The 15,367-nt window shown below is 76.2% G+C and carries 10 protein-coding genes; 4 read left to right on the top strand and 6 right to left on the bottom strand.

What is annotated here, in order from left to right; genetic code table 11:
* Positions 1-4: 4 nt before the first annotated feature.
* Genes ACA514_RS35730 through ACA514_RS35705 form a run of 6 tightly spaced genes read right to left on the bottom strand, consistent with a single transcriptional unit; the run spans position 5 to position 8,519 of the window.
* Entirely contained in the window at positions 5-1,519 is a 1,515-nt protein-coding gene (locus ACA514_RS35730) for a hypothetical protein (protein WP_375045698.1), read from the bottom strand.
* A complete protein-coding gene (locus tag ACA514_RS35725; RefSeq protein ID WP_375045697.1) occupies positions 1,516-2,280 on the bottom strand; it encodes an FHA domain-containing protein in 765 nt (254 codons plus the stop codon). The genes ACA514_RS35730 and ACA514_RS35725 overlap by 4 nt, the downstream gene beginning before the upstream one ends.
* 5 nt (positions 2,281-2,285) lie before the next feature.
* Positions 2,286-3,692, bottom strand: coding sequence for a VWA domain-containing protein (locus ACA514_RS35720; protein WP_375045696.1), 1,407 nt, complete (start codon positions 3,690-3,692; stop codon positions 2,286-2,288).
* Entirely contained in the window at positions 3,689-4,771 is a 1,083-nt protein-coding gene (locus tag ACA514_RS35715) for a PP2C family protein-serine/threonine phosphatase (protein ID WP_375045695.1), read from the bottom strand. Before ACA514_RS35715 ends, ACA514_RS35720 begins: the two co-directional genes overlap by 4 nt.
* Before the next feature lie 2 nt (positions 4,772-4,773).
* Entirely contained in the window at positions 4,774-7,275 is a 2,502-nt protein-coding gene (locus ACA514_RS35710; RefSeq protein ID WP_375045694.1) for a tetratricopeptide repeat protein, read from the bottom strand.
* Positions 7,275-8,519: a hypothetical protein gene (locus ACA514_RS35705; protein WP_375045693.1), complete on the bottom strand. Its 1,245-nt coding sequence runs from the start codon at positions 8,517-8,519 to the stop codon at positions 7,275-7,277. Before ACA514_RS35705 ends, ACA514_RS35710 begins: the two co-directional genes overlap by 1 nt.
* A gap of 297 nt (positions 8,520-8,816) precedes the next feature.
* On the opposite strand from ACA514_RS35705, the gene ACA514_RS35700 reads away from it, so the two are divergent.
* From ACA514_RS35700 to ACA514_RS35685, 4 genes are all read left to right on the top strand, one after another.
* The gene (locus ACA514_RS35700; RefSeq protein ID WP_375045692.1) at positions 8,817-10,277 is read left to right on the top strand and encodes a hemolysin family protein; all 1,461 of its coding nucleotides are present in this window, start codon (positions 8,817-8,819) and stop codon (positions 10,275-10,277) included.
* Positions 10,265-11,281 (top strand): hemolysin family protein, encoded by a 1,017-nt coding sequence (locus ACA514_RS35695; RefSeq protein WP_375045691.1) that lies wholly within the window; start codon positions 10,265-10,267, stop codon positions 11,279-11,281. The genes ACA514_RS35700 and ACA514_RS35695 overlap by 13 nt, the downstream gene beginning before the upstream one ends.
* A gap of 74 nt (positions 11,282-11,355) precedes the next feature.
* Positions 11,356-12,348: a cation diffusion facilitator family transporter gene (locus ACA514_RS35690; protein WP_375045690.1), complete on the top strand. Its 993-nt coding sequence runs from the start codon at positions 11,356-11,358 to the stop codon at positions 12,346-12,348.
* 80 nt (positions 12,349-12,428) lie between these two features.
* Complete coding sequence (locus tag ACA514_RS35685) at positions 12,429-15,245, top strand: hypothetical protein (RefSeq protein WP_375045689.1); 2,817 nt, start codon at positions 12,429-12,431, stop codon at positions 15,243-15,245.
* Positions 15,246-15,367: the final 122 nt, after the last annotated feature.

Here is a 15,367-nt window from a genome sequence, read left to right as displayed (position 1 = left end):
CCGGTCAGCGGAACTCGGCCAGCCGGGGACGGACCCCCGCGATGATCAGCAGGGCGATGACGGCGGCGGCCGGCGGGACGGCCTTCCAGCCGCGCAGCCCCCCGTCCGCGTCCTCGATCGCCTTGGTGAAGGCGTCCTGGTGCACGGCGATCAGCGAGCCGAGCGCGGCGTCGTAGGCGTCGAAGTCGTGGATCGCGCCGGACGTGCGCCCCATCCGCAGGGCGATGGCGCCGGACCGGTCCCCGGACGTCGCCAGCGACCGCATCCGCTGGTCGTCGCGCTGGACGACGATGTAGGCCCGCAGCGTCCGCTGCACGGCGCCGGCCTCCCGGGCGGTCGACGCGGCGCCGGCGGCGTCGGCGAAGAAGCCGAGGAACGGCTCCGGGCCCTTGTCGGGCCGGTACGGCGCCACCTTCGCCTCCAGGCCCGCGTAGTAGTTCTCCAGGTTCAGCGGCTTGTCGCCGATGTCGGGGTAGACGACCGACAGGGACTTGTCCAGGTAGGTCTGCTCGTAGGTGTCGGCGCGGCCGGGGTCGAGGAGGTAGCGGCTCTCGTCGGCGAACGCGTTGTGGCTGATCGCGCGGGCCCGCGACAGCGACAGGACGGAGTCGAAGCCGTCCTCCTTGGCCTTCTTGATGTGCCCGGCCTGCGCCGTCAGCAGCCCCGCGCCGAAACCGGCGAACGCGACGGTGCCGAGCGTCGCCAGCACCAGCGCCGGGTTCAGCAGCCGCCGGAACGTCCGCGCCAGGTACAGCTGCGTCACGACCAGCAGGAGCAGCGTGAGCGCCCCGGCCGCGACGACCCGGTCGCGCCCGGCCAGCACCGCGGACCGCTTCGTCTCGTACGCCTGCCGGACGTGCGCGCCCGTGTCCAGCGTGATGTTGTACGCCTTCGGCAGCAGCTCCAGCTTCATCAGGTCCGTGGCCTGCCGGTGGGCGTCGACGACCTGCTTCGGCGCCTCCCCCGCCGGATGGCCGGCCTGCTCGTTCAGCTGCATCGCCGACCCGACGAGCCGCTCGTACCGGCCGAGCCCGTCGAGGACGTCCTGGACGGTCTGCCGCAGCGCCGGGTCGCGCCCGGCGAGCTGCGCGGCCTGCACCGCCGCCGCGTCCGCCTCCGCGCGGCGCTGCTCGTACAGCTGGAGCGTCCGGTCGTAGCCGATGCCGAGGTCGTGCTGCCGGCCGATCAGCAGGATGTTGGACACCTGGGCGTCCATGTCGCTGAGCGCGAAGTACAGCGTGCTGGTCGCGACGACCTGCGGACCGGCGTCGTGCCCGATCGTCTGGACGGAGTCGCGCGCGTTCCCGACCGCGACCGTCAGCAGGGCCAGCAGCGCGACGAGCGCAGCCAGGACGAGCGCGACGTGCGCGCGGATCCGGCCCGGGATCGTCCGCAGCCAGCGCCCGCGCGCGAACGTGGCGAGCCGGCCGCGGCGCGCCGGGGCGGCGACCGCCGCGGCGGCCTCGGGCGGAGGGGCTTCGGGGGGCGCCGCCGCCGGATCCGCGGTCGTCATCGTCATGGCGGGCCCTCCTGAAGGGACAGCGTGATGGTCGTCCAGGCGCCGACGTGGACGCGGTCGCCGTCGCCGACGGGCACCGGCACGTTCACCGCGATCGGCTCGGTGCCGCCGTTCACCGTCGTGCCGTTGGTGGAGCCGGGGTCGACGAGCGTCCAGCCGCCGTCCGGCCGGGCGAGCAGCACCGCGTGCAGGTGCGAGACGCCCGGGTCCTCCGGCGGGCCGCTGAGGTCGATCTCCGGGGCGATCGCGCGGGACGCGCTGAACCGGCCGATCCTGACCTGCTCGCCGCGCAGCGGGACGCGGCGCTCGGGGCAGTACGGCGGGAACTCCAGCGACGCCGAGTCGGGGCCCTCCTGCGCGATCACCGAGTCGTAGTAGTCGCGGTCGGCGGCGATCAACGCGTACCAGCCGGACGCCGCGGGCCGCTCCGGCGACTCCGGCGACCCGGGCGCTTCGGGGCCTTCGGGTCCCGGTTCGGCGGGGGCCTGGGCGGAGCCGGTCGCGAAGTCGTAGCCGCAGTTCTCGCAGAACCGGCCGCTGCGGGGCAGATCGCAGTCCGGGCAAGTCTCGGACTCGGCCTCCTCCTCCGGAGGCGGCGGCGGCGCTGCGGCCGCGCCGCCGCGCGCCGCGGGCTCGACGATCGGCCCGCCGCCACGTTCGACCATGGTGAACTCGGCGCGCGGCGCCCCCTCCATGAGGTCGCCGCACACGTCGCAGTAGTCGTCGGCGGCGGACACGTGACCGCTCGGGCATACCGGCATGGGCCTCAGCTCCCGGCCTCGTCCGGCGGCGCGCCCGGTGGGGTGTGCGGCGGGAGGTCGTCCTTGCGGGTCCGGACGGTCCGCACCGAGCGGGTGTCGAGCGACATCTCGTCGGCCTTGGCGACGTCCGCCTTCAGCCGGACGGTCCCGGTCGCCGGGTCGATGACGTCCACCACCTTGTCCAGCAGCCCGGCGATCTGCTCGTTGCCGACCTCGCGGGCGAGCACCACGGCGCGGCCGAGCCGGGCGGTCGCGGTGTCCTCGTCGCCCTCGCGCCTGGCCTCCAGCCCCTCCTGGATGGCGTCGGCGAGCTCGGACTGGCCGGTGTGGTGCGCGACCCGCCCGTTGATCCGCGTCGACCTGGCCTCGTCGTCGGTCCACTCCGCCAGGACGTTCCCGGACGCCAGCTCCCGCTCGGCCTCGCCCTCCGAGCCGGGGGCGACCAGCTTCACCCACGCGGCGCGCATCTGCCGCCCGACGTCGCCCGGCCTGACCTCCACGCACAGGTGGTACTCGCGGTTCTCGCTGCCCCACGCGCCGAGCGGGTAGTCGACGGTCTGCGTCCCGGACTCGGCCCGCCGGCCGGTGAGGTCCTCCACGGCCGGGACCATCTGCTTCAGGAACCGCAGCTCGGCCTGCTGCGGCGTCCACACGCGCAGCGCCACGTCCGCGACCTGCTTGCTCATCGCCGCCCGGGTCATCGCCAGGAAGTCGGCCTCCAGGTCCTTGGGGTCGGGGACGTCCAGGAACCCGCCGAGCAGCGCCGAGGTGATCTTGCGGAGCTCGGCGACCTCCCAGTCGGTGCCGACGCCGCGCGCGTCGCAGAGGAAGCGGCCCGCGCACACCCGCAGCGCCGCGTCCAGCTCCTCGTCGCTCTCGTGCTGGTTCTTGCCGTCGGTGAGCAGGATCGCGTGCCTGACGGCGCCGTCCCGGCCCTCGAACAGCCGGTTCGCCAGCCGCAGCCACGAGCCGATCGCGGTGCCGCCCGCCGCGTCGAGCCGCGCGACCGCGTTGGCCGCGCTGCGCCGCGTGGACGCGTTCGCCTCGACCAGCCGCTCCCCCTGCGGGTAGATCATCCGGGGCCGGTTCGCGCCCGCGACGACCGCGAACCGCACGCCGTCCCGCAGCACCCCGACCGCCGCCTTCGCCGCGCGCCGGGCGGCGGCCATCTTGCCGCCGTAGGACATCGACCCGGAGGTGTCGATGATGATGACCTCCGCGGCGTCCGAACCGGCCGCGCCGGCGCCGGCGCCGGTGCCGGTGCCCGTGTCGGCGTCGGCGTCGGCGTCGGCGTCGGCGTCGGCGTCGGCGGAGCGCGCCTCGACGGTGACGATGGCGTGCATCTCCCGCCCGCCCGCCGGGAGGTAGGGGTTCTGGTCCACGCGGATCGTGAACTCGGGACGTTCGCTCATCTGCCGGGCTCCCTCGTCGTCGGCTCGGGCGGCGGGAACTCGATGACCACCACCGTGACGTTGTCGTGTCCCCCCGCGTCCAGCGCCGCCCCCAGCAGCCGCCGCGCCGCCCCCATCGGCCCGCCGGCCGCCTCCGGCCCGCCCGTCCCGGGCCCGCCCGTTCCGGGACCGGCCGTTCCGGGACCGGCCGTTCCGGGACCGGCCAGCGCGAGGGACGCCAGCGCCGCCGCGTCCGGGACGCCGTTCCACAGCCCGTCGCTGCAGATCATCACCAGCCCCGGGCCGGACGGCTCGAACGAGGCCAGATGCGGGTCGAACGCGCCCGCCGCCGCGCCCATCCACGCCGTCAGCATGTGCGCGCGGCGGTCCGCCGACGCCGCCTCCGCGCTCAGCTCGCCGCGCGCCACCGCCCGCACCGCCCACGAGTCGTCCCTGGTCAGCGGGAACGACCCGGCCGCCGACAGCCAGTAGGCGCGGCTGTCGCCCAGCCAGCCGACCGTGACCCGGTCCGCGGCGACGACCGCCGAGACGAACGTGCACGCCGGCCCGGACCCGTCCCGCCCGCCGTCCGCGAGCGCCGCGACGGCCCGGCCCGCCTGCTCGGCCGCCGCGCGGGTCGCCGCGCCGGCGTCCGCGCCCGCCGCGATCCGGTCGAGCAGCACCGCCGCCGCCGTCTGCGCCGCGGCCCGCGCCGCCTCCTCCGACCCCGGCGCCGTCGCCACCCCGTCGCAGACGACCCCGCACGCGCCGTGCGGCAGCGCCGCCAGCGCGAACGCGTCCTCGTTGCGGGAGCGGCGCAGCCCGAGATCGCTGATGCCGGCGCCGAGGGCGGGGCGCCCGTCCACCACCAGCTCCGCCTCGACGTGCTCGTGCCCGCTCGGCTGCCGCAGCCCGCACGCCTCGCAGTACCCGTCCGCCGCGACGGCCCAGCTCCCGCAGTCGCCGCAGGCCGCGTCCCGGTCCCCGGCGCCGCTATCGGGCCTGTTCGCGGACCTGCTCGCGGGCCCGTTCGCGGCTCCGTTGGCGAACCTGCCCACGGCCCGGCCCGGATCCATGGCGGCGTTCCTGTCCGCGTTCATCGTCAGAACAGCGTCCTCGGGCGGACGGCGTTGGCGCGTCTGACCATCGCGTGGCGGTGTTCGGGGCCGTCCGCGAGCTTGGCGAGCACCCGGTAAGTGTCCTCCAGCTTCGCCCGCAGTCGGGGTTCTTCGAGTGGGATGCCGAGGATGTCCTTTTCCGGCCGCAGCTGCGCCGGCGTCCGGTCCGCGCGCAGCCAGCCGAGGGCGGCCTCCAGCACCTCGGCGACGAACGCCGAGTACCGCTCGGTGTCCAGCCGCAGCGACCGCAGCCGCCGGCCCGCCTCCACCAGCGCCGCCGCGTTCAGCTCCCCGGCCGGACGGCCCCGCACGGCCGCCCCGACCGCGCCGAGCTGCGCGGCCAGATAGTGGCTGGAGATGCGCGGCACCGAGTCCAGGACGCGTCCCGCGCTGGCCCGGTCGCCGCCCGCCAGGTAGGCGCGGGCCAGCCCGAACGCGGCGCTGACATGCGTCGGGTCGGTGCGCCAGACCGTCGTGTAGAAGCGCCCGGCCGTCACGTGCTCGCCCAGCAGCTCCTTGCAGAACCCGAGCGCCAGCTTGGGCGCCTGCTCCCCCGGCATCAGGTCGTACAGGTCGGAGAAGACGGCGGCGGCGTCGGCGGCGCGGCCGTCCGCGAGCGCGCGGGCGCCCCGGTACCAGTCGACCCGCCAGTCGTCGGGCTGCTCGGCGTCCAGCTCGTTCAGCAGCCGCCCGGCGACGTCCAGGTCGCCGAGCTCGATCCGCACCCGGACCAGCGCGAACCGCACCTCCCGCGAGGCCACCGGCGCGGCGGCCAGCGCCGCGGCGAGGTCGCCCGGGTCGCGGGCGGTCAGCCCCGCGAGGAACGCGGCGGCCGGGTCGGAGCCGTACACGAGCGGGACGGGCAGCGCGATCGCCGCGGCGGCCGGCTCCAGCGGCGCCAGCACCGGCGCCGTCCCGTTCCGCGCCGGATCGGGGTCGATGATGTCGGTCCCGGCGGTGTGCTGCTCGGGCCCGAACAGCGGCGACGGCGCCGGACGGGACTGGCCGTCCTCCGCCGACAGCACCTCCCGCAGCACCCCGGTCAGCTGCTCGGCCATCTCCGCGGCGCTCTGGAACCGGCGCGCCGGATCGGGATGCGTCGCCCGCCGCAGCAGCCGGTGGTACGACTCGTGCCGCTGGAACAGCGGCACCTCCTCGCGCGGCGGCAGGCTGCGCAGATGCCGCCGCGTGTAGCCGCGGAACGGGAAGCTCAGCACCGCGAGCGTGCGGCCCACCGTGTACAGGTCGGAGACGATCGACGGCCCCGACGAGCCGATCTCCGGCGCCTGGTAGCCGGGCGTGCCGAAGATCGGGCTGTCCACGTCGAACGCGCGCCGGACGCCGCCGAGGTCGATCAGCTTCAGCTGCTCCTCGGACTGGATCGCGTTGTCCGGCTTGAAGTCGCAGTACAGCAGGCCGACGCCGTGCAGGTAGCCGAGCGCGCTCAGCACCTCCAGGCCGTAGGCGAGCACCTGGCCGAGCGGCAGCGCGGCCTGGTCGCCCTGCTCCTCGCGGCGGGCGAGCAGGATCTCCTTGAGCGAGCGGCCGCCGACGTACTCCATCACGATGTAGCCGGAGTCGCCGTGCCGGACGAAGTTGTAGATCTTGACGATGTTCGGGTGCTCGACCTCGGCGAGGAACGCCCGCTCCGCCGTCGCGGCGGCGAGGGAGTCGGCGTCGCCGGTGTCCAGCAGGCCCTTCAGCACCACCCACCGCTCGCTGACGTTGTGGTCGCGGGCCAGGTACACCCAGCCGAGCCCGCCGTGCGCCAGGCAGCCCAGCACCTCGTACTGCCCGCCGATGACCTCGCCGGCCTTCAGCTTCGGGGTGAAGGAGAACCGGTGCCCGCAGGTCGCGCAGAACCCCTCGGTGCGGCCCGGCCGCCCGTCCCGGCTGCGGCCGACCTTCTCGCCGCACCGGCTGCAGTACCGCCGGTTCTCCGGGACCTCCGGGTTCTCCATGATCGCGGACGCGGGGTCGCGGAACGGGACCGGCGGCACCTCGACCAGGCCCGCGCCGAGCATCCCGCGCCGCGCGGACCCGGTGGAGCCCGTCCCGCGCGTCCCGCCCCGGGACGCGGTGCGGCCCGAGCCCCCGGATCCGCTCGTCCCGCTGGTCCCGGACCCGCTGGTCGGCTCGCTCCCCGACCCGCCGGACGGGCCCGTGCCGGACGGACCCGTGCCTGACGGGCCCGTTCCCGGCCCGCCAGTGCCCGACGGGCGGGTGCCCGGGGGCGCGCCCGACGCGCCGTTCGGCCGCTCGACCGTCGTCGCGGGCGCGTTCACGATCGTCACCGGAGCCGGAGCCGGGACCGGGAGCGCGGACGGACCCGGGACCGGCGGCGCGGCCACCGGGCCCGCGCTCACCGGCCCCGCGCTCACCGGATCGGCGGGCGGCGGCTCGGCGAGCGGCGCCATCCCGCAGACGTCGCAGAAGCCGTCCGCGCCGACCTCGCCGGTGCAGCCGGGCTGGGTGCATCGGGTCATCACGTGGTCCCCGTCCCGTTCTCACGCGCCCTGATCGCGCGTTGGTACTCGGCCAGCAGCGTGGTCGCCCGGCGCAGGTCGCACGGCGCCGTCCACAGCACGTCCCGGGCCTGCCCGTGCAGCGCGGCGAGCGCCTCGTCCTCGGCGAGCCCGAGCCGCGCCGCCTTGGCGCGGTAAGCCTCCAGCCGCCCGCGCAGCTCGCCCCGCCGGTCGAGGAGTCCCTGGCTGAGACGCCGGTCGTCGCGGGCCCGTTCCAGCGCCTGCGCGGCGGCGCTCTCCAGCGCGGCGACGACGCCGGCCATCTCCACCCAGCGGCCCGCCTCGCGCAGCCGCTCCAGCGCGGCCAGCCGGTCGCGCAGCCCGCCGCCGAGCCCGCGCGCCGGCTCCGGCACGTTCGGCGCGCGGATCTTCAGCAGCACCGCCGCGTGCGCCTCGCACGCCGCCCGCTCGGTCGCCTCGACCCGCTCGACGGCCTCGGTGAGGCCCGCGACCAGCTCGGCGTACTCGTCGCGGAGCCGGGCGACCCCGGCCAGCTCGTCGCCGATCGACGTCAGCGACGCGCGGACCCGGTCCAGCCGGGACGTGTCGGGCCTCCCGCCGGGGCACAGCGACAGCGGGTCGGTGCGGACCAGCCGGCCGAGCGCCGTCAGCTCGCGGCCCAGCCGGTCCAGCTCCGGGTGGCGGGTGCCGTCGAGGGAGTGCGCCAGCCGCGCCGTCTGCCGCCAGCTCTTCTCCGCCTGCTCCAGCGGCTCCAGCAGTGCCGACCACGCCGCGTCCGCCGCCGCGACCTCCTTCGCCACGAACGCGTACGCGTCGGACATCATCCCGACCGCCTCGTCCAGCGTGGCGCGCCTGTCCTGCGGGCCGAGGAGCGTGCGGTCCTCCAGCGGGATCTCGCCGTCCGGCAGCTCCACCGACCGCCCCGACAGCAGCCCGGTCAGCTCCACCAGCGCCGCCACGTCCGGGCGCGACGACCGGCCGCGCAGCGCGCACGCCTCGTCCAGCACCAGCTGGTAGGCGTCGAACACCCGCCACAGCGTGGTCAGCCGGGCCCGCACCGCCTCCCACCGCCGCCACGTCTCCCCGGCGAGCCGGGCGCCCCTCAGCAGCCGGACGCCGGTGTGCCCGTCGAGCTCCAGCAGCGACGCCGCGATCCGCTCCCGCTCCGTCTGGAGCGTCCTGAGGGCATGGTCGATCCCCTCCCGGCTCATGGGCGCGGCGGCCCCGGGCCCGCTCTCGTCCACCTCAGCCCCGCGTTCGGTTCTCTCGGTCCCCGTGCGCGCCCCCGTTCCGGCGGTCTGGGAGCAAAGGACCGCTCAAGTATCGGGCACGCGCTCTCCAATTAGTGTGATCCGTGACACTTGGCGACACAAGCGCCTGTCCCGGCGGGACAGGGCGGCGCGCCGGTGGGACGATCGGCCCGGGCCCGTACCCTGGTGCGCCGGGAACCTCGCCGCGCCAGGCGGCGTTACGCAGGTAGGCCCAGATGAGAGGAGTGGTGAGTCCGCGGTGTCGGACCCCAGTCATAGACCCGGTGCCCCATGCTGACCGCGGTGCTGGGTGTGCTCGCGGTGATCGTTCTCACCGCCGCCACCGGATATTTCGTCGCCCAGGAATTCGCCTACGTCGCCGCCGACCGCGCCTCGCTCGAGCAGGCCGCCGCGCGCGGCGACACGTCCGCCCGCCGGGCCGTGAAGGTGATCGGCCGGCTGTCGTTCATGCTGTCGGGCGCGCAGCTCGGCATCACGATGACGACGCTGATCGTCGGATTCATCGCCAAGCCCGCCCTCGCCGAGCTGATCCGGCCGCTGCTGGACGCCGCGGGCGTGCCGGCGGGCGCGACCGGCGCGATCGCGCTGGCCACCGGGTTCGTCCTGGCCACGCTGATCCAGATGCTGCTGGGCGAGTTGTTCCCCAAGAACCTCGCCCTGGCGCGCGCCGAGGCGCTGGCGCGCGCGCTGGCCGCGTCCACGCTGGTCTACCTGACCGTGGCGGGCCCGCTGATCCGGCTGTTCGACCGCGCCGCCACACGGCTGCTGCGCGCCGTCGGCGTCGAGCCCGTCGAGGAGCTGCACAGCGGCGCCACCCTCGAAGAGCTCGGCGACATCATCGGCAAGTCGCACAGCGCCGGCCACCTGCCCGCCGACCTGTCCGGGCTGCTCGACCGCGCGCTGTCGTTCGGCGACCTCACCGCCGACGCGGTGATGGTGCCGCGCCCGCAGGTCAGCACGCTGCCCGCCGCCGCGCCCGCCACCGACCTCGTCGCGCTGATCCGCGAGACGGGCCACAGCGCCTACCCGGTCTACGACGGCGAGGTCGACGACGTCATCGGCGTCGCGGGCGCCCGCGAGGTCGCCGACGACGCGCTCGACCCGGCCACCCCGGTCGGGAAGATCGCCCGGCCCGCGCTGCTCGTCCCGGGCAGCCAGCCGCTGTACGGCGTCATCGAGCGGATGCGCGAGTCCGGCGAGGAGTTCGCCTGCGTCGTCGACGAGTACGGCGGCCTCGCCGGCATCCTCACCTTCGAGGACGTCGCCGAGGAGCTGGTCGGCGAGATCGCCGACGAGACCGACGCCCGCGAGGACGCCCCGACCACCGGCCCCGACGGGTCCTGGCTGGTCGACGCCGGCATGCGGATCGACGAGGTCGGCCGGCTCACCGGCCTCGACCTGCCCGAGGGCGACGCCTACGACACCCTCGGCGGCCTCGTCATGGCCGAGCTGCGCCGGCTGCCCTGCCCCGGCGACCGCCTCACCGTCGCGCTGGACACCGAGCACGGCGGCCCGTCCGGGCACGCCGGGCTGGAGGTCGTCAGCGTCGCCCGGCGCGTCGCCGAGAAGATCCGGATCCGGGCGGCGGCGGCGCCCGCCGCGGCGGACCGTCCCGAGATCTCCGACCCGCCCTGCGCCGCCTCACCGTCCCCGGAAGCGCCGTCCCCGGACGCCGCGTCCGCCGGGCCGGACGGCGCCGCGCGCCCCGAGGAGGTGTCGTGGACCCGCTGACCTCGCTGCTCATCACCGTCCTGCTGCTGATCGGGAACGGCTTCTTCGTCGCGTCGGAGTTCGCGCTGGTCGCCGCCAACCGGTCCCAGCTCGAACGCGCCGCCGCCAAGGGCGGCCGGCCCGCCGCGGCGGCCGTCGCGGGCGTCCGCGAACTGTCGCTGATGCTCGCCGGCGCCCAGTTCGGCATCACGATGTGCTCGCTGGGCCTCGCGATCGTCACCGAGCCCGCCTTCGAGCACCTGCTCGAACCGCCGCTGCACGCGGCCGGCGTCCCCGAGGCCGGCGCGAAGGCCGCCGCCCTCGCCTGCGCCCTCGGCGTCATCACGTTCCTGCACATGGTCGTCGGCGAGATGGCGCCGAAGTCCTGGGCGATCGTGAACCCGGAGCGGGCCGCCGTGCTGCTGGCGCTGCCGTTCCGCGCGTTCGCGAAGGTGTCCCGCCCGATCCTCGCCGCGCTGAACGCCACGACCAACGGGCTGCTGCGGCTCGTCCGGGTCACCCCCCGCGACGAGCTCGACAGCCACACCGACCCGGCCCGGCTCAGCCACCTCGTCGGCGAGTCCCGGCGCCTCGGCCTCATCGGGCGGCACGACCACGAGCTGCTCCGGCGGGCGATCTCCGCGCGGGAGGCGACCGTCCGGCACCTGGTCATCCCCGCCTCATCGGTGACCACCATCGACACGGGCGCGTCCGCCGCCGACATCCGCCGCACCGCGACCGCCAGCGGGCACAGCCGCCTCCTGGTGCGCGGCCCGGACGGCGCCGCCACCGGCATCGTGCACGTCCGCGCCGCCATCACCGAGCCGGACGGGGACCGTCCCGCCGGGGACCTCGCCTACCCGGCGCCCGCCCTCACCGCGGAGACGACCGTCCTCGACGCCGTCAGCCGGATGCGCCGCGCCCGCGCCCAGCTCGCCGTCGTCAACGGCGAGCGCGGCGAGTTCACGGGAATCGTCACCCTCGACGACCTGCTGGCGGAGCTACTGGCGACCAACCCGCACTGACACACGTCCCGTACCTGCGGGAACGTCGCTGTTGTCGAGGTGCTGCAACGGGATTTCCGGGTCATCCTCGACCCATGAGCGAACACGGGCACCGGCACGGGCTACGGCACCGCATCGGCCACCTCCTGCGGCCGCACTCGCACGCGGGCGAGGCGGACAGGGCGCTGGAGACCAGCTCCCAGGGCATCCGCGCCCTGTGGATCTCCCTCGCCGGGCTGGGCGCGACGACGGTCCTGCAAGCCGCCGTCGTCGCGCTCTCCGGCTCGGTGGCGCTGCTGGGGGACACCCTCCACAACGCCACCGACGCGCTCACCGCCGTCCCGCTCGGCATCGCGTTCGTCCTCGGCCGCCGCCCGCCGACCCGCCGCTACACCTACGGGTACGGGCGCGCCGAGGACCTCGCCGGCGTGGTGATCGTCCTGGCCGTCGCCGCCTCCTCCGTCGCCGCCGGGTACACCGCGGTGGAACGCCTCCTCCATCCACAGCCTGTGGACCACCTCGCCGCCGTGGCCGCCGCCGCCCTCGCCGGCTTCGCCGGCAACGAGCTCGTCGCCCGGTACCGCGTCCGCGTCGGCCGCCGCATCGGCTCCGCCGCCCTCGTCGCCGACGGCCTGCACGCCCGCGCCGACGGCTTCGCCTCCCTCGCCGTCCTGCTCGGCGCCGGCGGCGCCGCCCTCGGCCTCCCGTGGGCCGACCCCGCCGTCGGCCTGCTGATCACGGCCGCGATCCTGGCCGTCCTCGGCCAGACGGCCCGCGAGGTCTGGCGCCGCCTCATGGACGCCGTCGACCCCGCCCTGGTCGACCGCGCCGAGACGGCCCTGGCCGCCACCCCCGGCGTCCTCGCGGTCGGCGACGTCCGGCTCCGCTGGACCGGCCACCGCCTCCGCGCCGAATGCGACGTCACCGTGGACCCGTCCTGCACCCTCGTCCGCGCCCACCGCGTCGCCGTCGACGCCGAGCACGCCCTCCTGCACGCCCTGCCCCGGCTGGCCGGCGCCCTCGTCCACCCCGACCCGCGGCCCGGCCCCGGTGAAGATCATCACGCCGTCCTCGCGGATCACCGGTGATCGTTTCCATGTGAGACGTTAGACGCGGGCAGAAGGGGACACATACGGCCCCGGGGTCGAACTGGGACGGGATGGCGTCGGTGAACCACTCAACGGAACCCAACGAGCCGGACGGCGTGCCCGAGACCGCTCTCGACGCCCGCCCCGACCTGGAGACGATCCCGCTGACGGACACGCCCGCCGAGGTGACCCCGCCCCTCGGCACGGAACAGGTCCCCTGGGGCGGCCGCGAACTCGTCGAGAGCGTCTACGGGCCGCTGACCGACCAGTACGAGGCGCTCCAGGCCCGGCTCACCGAGGACGGCCCCGGCTGGTCCGCCCAGATCGCCGCGCTCCGCGCCCTCCGCGCCGGACACGTCGCCGGCGACTGGGAGACCCTCGCCCGCCTCCTCGTCGCCCCCGGCTCCCTCGAAGTGACCGGCACGGTCGGCCTCGTCCAGACGGCGGACGAACCCGAGACCGTTCACGCCCTCCTCAGGGGCCTCAAGACCGCCGGCGAACGCACCCTGCTCCTGACCTCGACCCCGGAGCAGGCCGCCGCCCTCCTCGAAACCCTCCAGGAAGACCCGGACCTCCTCCCCCTCCTCGCCGAAACCCGCCCCCTCGCCCCACCGGCCGAACCCGAAGGGACGCTCAAACTGCCGGCCGTCCCCGAAGCCGCACCGGCTGTGCAGCCGGTCGTCCGGGACCAGCCGCCGGCCGAGCCCGAACCGGAGGACGACCGACCGGCGGTGCAGTTCAGGGAGGACTTCGGCTCCCACGGCACGATCGAGTTCAAGCCCGTGACGGGACTCCCCGAGCCGGGAGCGGGCGCCGCCCCGGACGCGACCCGCGCCGAGCCACTCCCCGATCTGCCAGGCGATCAGCCCGACGCGCCGGCCGTGGCGGAAACGCGGCCCGAACCACCAGCCGGAGCGGGCCCGACCGACACGACGCTCGCCCAACCGCTGCCCGTCCTCCCGGACGACCAGCCCGACGTGACGCCACCCGTCCCGCCCTCGGACATGGCCGAAACGCCGTCCGCAGCAGGCGCAAGCGACACGACACTCGCCCAGCCGCTGCCCGGTTCGGCGGGCGATCGGCCCGATGCTCCGGGCGACGCCGACGCGCCCCTGAGCGCTCCGGTGGGTCTGGAGGAAGGGCAGGCCGGGAGCGCGGTCGATGTGACGCGGCCCGAGGGACTGTCCGGCCGGCCGGGTAGCGAGGCGGGGCCCGGGGGCAGTACGGCGCCGCTCCCCGACGACGACGAGCACGGTACGGGCGGGCGTGCGGGGCTGGACGTCGAGCAGCCGGAGACATGGGTTCGCGGGGCGGTGTTGCGGCCGGTCGGAGAGGCTTGGCCGCAGTCGTGGCGCGCCGAGGCGGGGGTGCTGCGGCGCGGGCTGATGTGGCTCGAGCAGTGGCCGCGGGACGCGGAGACGCTGGCGGCGGTCCAGGCGGAAGGGGTCGCGCGCAAGGAGGCGCTCGACGCGGAGCTGGACGGGCTGGCGCGGGCCATCGAAGCGGCGCGGGACGCGGCGCGCAGCGCGGAGCAGGGGGCCGTCGAGGCGGAGGCCGAGGCGGAGCGGCTCGTCGCGGTCCAGCAGGAGGCGGAGGCCGAGCTCGCGGGCCCGCGGGCGGAGGCGGACAGGCTTCAGGCGGTCGCGGACGCGGCGGGCGCCGAGGCGAGCGAGCTGACGCGGGTCGCGGACGAGGCGTACGCGCGGTGCGCGCAGCTGGACGAGCGGGCCCGCAACGCGCAGCACGAGTTGCAGGGCGCGCAACAGGTGGAGGCGTCGCTAAAGGACGAGCTGGCGCGGGCGCAGGAGGCGTTGCCTGCGGCGGCGGAGGAGGCCGACAGGCTGGCCGCCGTGGACGCGGACGCGTCGGCGGAGGGCCATGCGGCCTACTACCGGCTGGTCTCGGCGGAGTCGGCGCTGGCGGCGGTGCGGCGGAAGATGTCGCTGGCGCAGCGGCTGCACGTGGCGGCGCCGCCGTCGGACTTCAAGAGCGTCCGGGCGGAGGTGCGGGCGCGGACGCGGGACGCGGACGAGGCGGCCAAGCGGGCGCAGGAGGCCAAGGACGCGGCGGAGCGCGCGGAGGCGCACCGGCAGGGGCTCGCGGGGTTCGTGTCGGAGGGCGGGGCGCGGCTGGCGATGGCGCGGGAGGCGCAGGAGCGGTTGACGACGGAGCTGGCGTGGCTGGCGACGGAGCGGGAGACGGCGGGCGCGGAGCACCAGGAGCAGGCCAGGCGCGCGGCGGAGTCGGTGGACCGCGCCACGCAGGCGGGGCTGGAGGCGCGCGCCGCGCAGCAGGCCGCGCGGGGGATCGAGGAGCGGGTGGAGGCCGCCGCGGCGGCCCGGCGGGAGGCGCTGGCGGCGGCGGAGCGGGCCCGGGCGGACGCGGAGGCGGCGACGGCGCGGGAGGCCGAAGCGCGGGCCGCGCTGGAGCGGCGGACCGCGGACGGCGAGCGGGAGATCGCCGCGCACGCCGCGGAGCTGGAGTCGGCGGCGGAGGCCGAGGCGCGGTCGCGCGGGAACGTCCGGGAGATCTGCGGCGCGGACCCGGCGGACGACCCGGACGCCATCGCGCGGCATCAGCGGCTCGCGATGGCGCGGATCGAGGAGCTCGGCGGGCTCCTGGAGGGCGGCGAGGCCGACGGCGCCGCGCTGCTGCCCGCCGCGGACCTGGTCGTCGGGACGCCGCTCGGCGTGGGCGCCGCGCTCGGGGACGAGCGGTTCGACGCGCTGGTCGCGGTGGGCGGGCTCGCGGACGCGGAGTTCCTCGTCGGCGCCGTCCGGACGGCCCGCTGGTTCCTCGTCGGCCCGCCCCCCGCCGAGGCGCCGGAGGACGAGGGGCGCGGGACGTACGGGCGTTCCGCCGTCGCCGCGCCCCACCTGCTATCGGACGCCCCCTAGGGCGTGTCCGATAGATCTTGATCTATCGGTTCGGTAGTTGTTGGTCGGTGACGCGGCGGTTCGAGTTGACTGATGCGGAGTGGGAGCGGCTTGCGCCGCTCCTGCCGTCTTGTGGTGGTCGT

Origin of the sequence: Actinomadura sp. NTSP31, assembly GCF_041951385.1 — a bacterium.
GTDB lineage: Bacteria > Actinomycetota > Actinomycetes > Streptosporangiales > Streptosporangiaceae > Spirillospora > Spirillospora napierensis.
Note: the sequence above shows the minus strand (reverse complement) of the source record. Positions and strands in the feature narration are given on the sequence as shown.